General features: G+C 72.2%; 2 protein-coding genes and 1 pseudogene. All 3 read left to right on the forward strand.

Annotated elements, in window-relative coordinates; all coding sequences use genetic code 11:
• Nucleotides 1-142: 142 nt before the first annotated feature.
• Nucleotides 143-658, forward strand: a complete 516-nt coding sequence (locus tag HW445_RS28760) for a hypothetical protein (RefSeq protein WP_308800089.1) — start codon at nucleotides 143-145, stop codon at nucleotides 656-658.
• A gap of 84 nt (nucleotides 659-742) precedes the next feature.
• On the forward strand, nucleotides 743-1,414 hold the full coding sequence (locus HW445_RS28765; RefSeq protein WP_180223771.1) for a VWA domain-containing protein: 672 nt from the start codon (nucleotides 743-745) through the stop codon (nucleotides 1,412-1,414).
• Nucleotides 1,415-1,422: 8 nt separating this feature from the next.
• Nucleotides 1,423-1,969 (forward strand): annotated as a pseudogene (locus tag HW445_RS32930) (hypothetical protein); the annotation flags it as partial.

Raw genomic sequence — 1,969 nt, forward strand, 5'->3', positions numbered from 1 at the left:
CGCCCGCCTCCTCGGCCTCGACGGCGCCCACGGGCGGTTCGCCGGTCCCGTCGCCCCCGCAGCAGCGGTCGGAGGCTCGGCCGCACCCGTCGTCCGAGCCCTCCTACGCCCAGCGGCAGCCGGTGAGCTTGGACAAGGCGTCGTGACCGCGTCGTCCAAGGCCGCCCGCAGGGGGCGCCGGTTCAATCCGCTGCACCTCGCCGGATGGCTCTTCGCCGACATGCTGCTCGTGCTGGCACTGGTCTCCATGGGTGACCGGGCCGATCCGCTCGCGGCGGAGACGGCGGCCAGGCCGGAGCCGTCGGCTTCCGGGGAGGCATCCGCCTCCCCTTCACCCTCCCCGACGCCCACCGGGCCCCGTTCGCTCGAGCTCAAGCCGGTGAAGATCCGCGTCGTGGCGGCCGCGGGTGACCGGTCCGCCATGGTCGCGCGGCTCCGCGAGGCCACCGAGCGCCACGACGGCCGCGAGGCGGCCCTGATCCTCACCTTCGGCGAAGCTCCGGACACCGGCCAGGGCCAGGCCTATGCCGACGAGATCAACAAGGCGCTGGAGAAGGCCCGCCCGGACATGTTCGGCGAGGCCGTCAAGCGCTCCTTCTGGCAGGGCAGCCGCAGCTCCGGCAGCGCCGCGCTCGAAATCTACTTCTACACACGCTGACGGCCGGGCGCCGTCGTCACCGTCGTCACAGTCGTCACCCACGTCACCCACGTCTCCCACATCCGAACGATTCAGGAGAACGCAATGCAGCTTCTTCCCTTCTACCTTGTCTGCGACGAGTCCGGCTCCATGGCCGCCGGCGGGGTCGACGCCATCAACGGCGCCCTGCCCGACCTCCACGACGAGATCAGCTCCAACCCGGCCGTCGCCGACAAGGCGCGCTTCGCCATGATCGGCTTCTCCACGGACGCGACCCTGCTCCAGCCCCTGGTGGACCTCAGCGAGATCGACTCCCTGCCGTCGCTGTCGGCGGGCGGCGTGACCTCCTTCGCCGCGGCGTTCCGGCTGCTCAAGTCCACCATCCAGACGGACGTCGACCAGCTGAAGTCCGAGGGCCACTCCGTCTTCCGGCCCGTCGTCTTCTTCATGTCCGACGGCGGCCCGACCGACACGGACGCGGACTGGCGGGGCGCGCTGAAGGAGCTCGACGAATCCCGCTACGCCCCGAAGATCATCGCCTTCGGCATCAGCACCGCGGACGTCGCCACCATCACCGAGGTCGCCAACTTCAAGGCGTTCATCCAGGAGAGCGACAACATCTCGCCCGCCGCGGCACTGCGCGAGTTCGCCTCCAGCCTGACCCGCTCGATCGTGAACTCGACGACCAGCATCTCCGCGAACGGCGGGGAGGGCTTCGACCTCCAGGTCGACGACCACGTGCCCGGCTTCACCAGCCTGTCCCTGGACAAGATGTGAGCGGCCCGGTGGACCACCAGAGCCAGAGCCACGAGCTCAGCCGCGACCTCGGCCAGGGTCTGGGCCACGACCTCAGCCAGGGCCTGGGCCAGACCCCGCACGAGCACCAGCGCCCCGACCGGCCGGAGGCGGCCGACGAACTCTCCACGCACTACGCGGACATCACCGCGGTGCTGCGACCGGAGCCTCCGGATCCGCGGCGGTCCCTGGCCGCCGGGCCGATGCCGGAGGCTGCCGTCCCGTCGGCCTCGTCGGCCTCGTCACCCGTGCCCGTCGGTGGGGACGGGGTGGCGCGGCCGTCGCAGTCGCGGGTTCCGGCAGCCCTGACCGTGTTTCCCGTGGTCCAGGCCGTGCCCCCGGCGTCCCTTGCCGGGGCTTCCAGGGCTTCCGGGACGCCGGGCGCGTTCCCGGGCGCGGCCCCGGGTGCGGCTTCGGGTGCCCCCATGGGACCGACGGGGTATCCGGCGACCCCTCTGGCGCACCACATGGAGGGGGCGGAACCTGCCGCGGACGCGGCCACCCCGGCGGGACCCTCGGCAGACCCGGCGGCCGTGA

The organism is Streptomyces sp. UH6, assembly GCF_013421635.1.
In the GTDB taxonomy this organism is placed as follows: Bacteria; Actinomycetota; Actinomycetes; order Streptomycetales; family Streptomycetaceae; genus Streptomyces; species Streptomyces abyssomicinicus.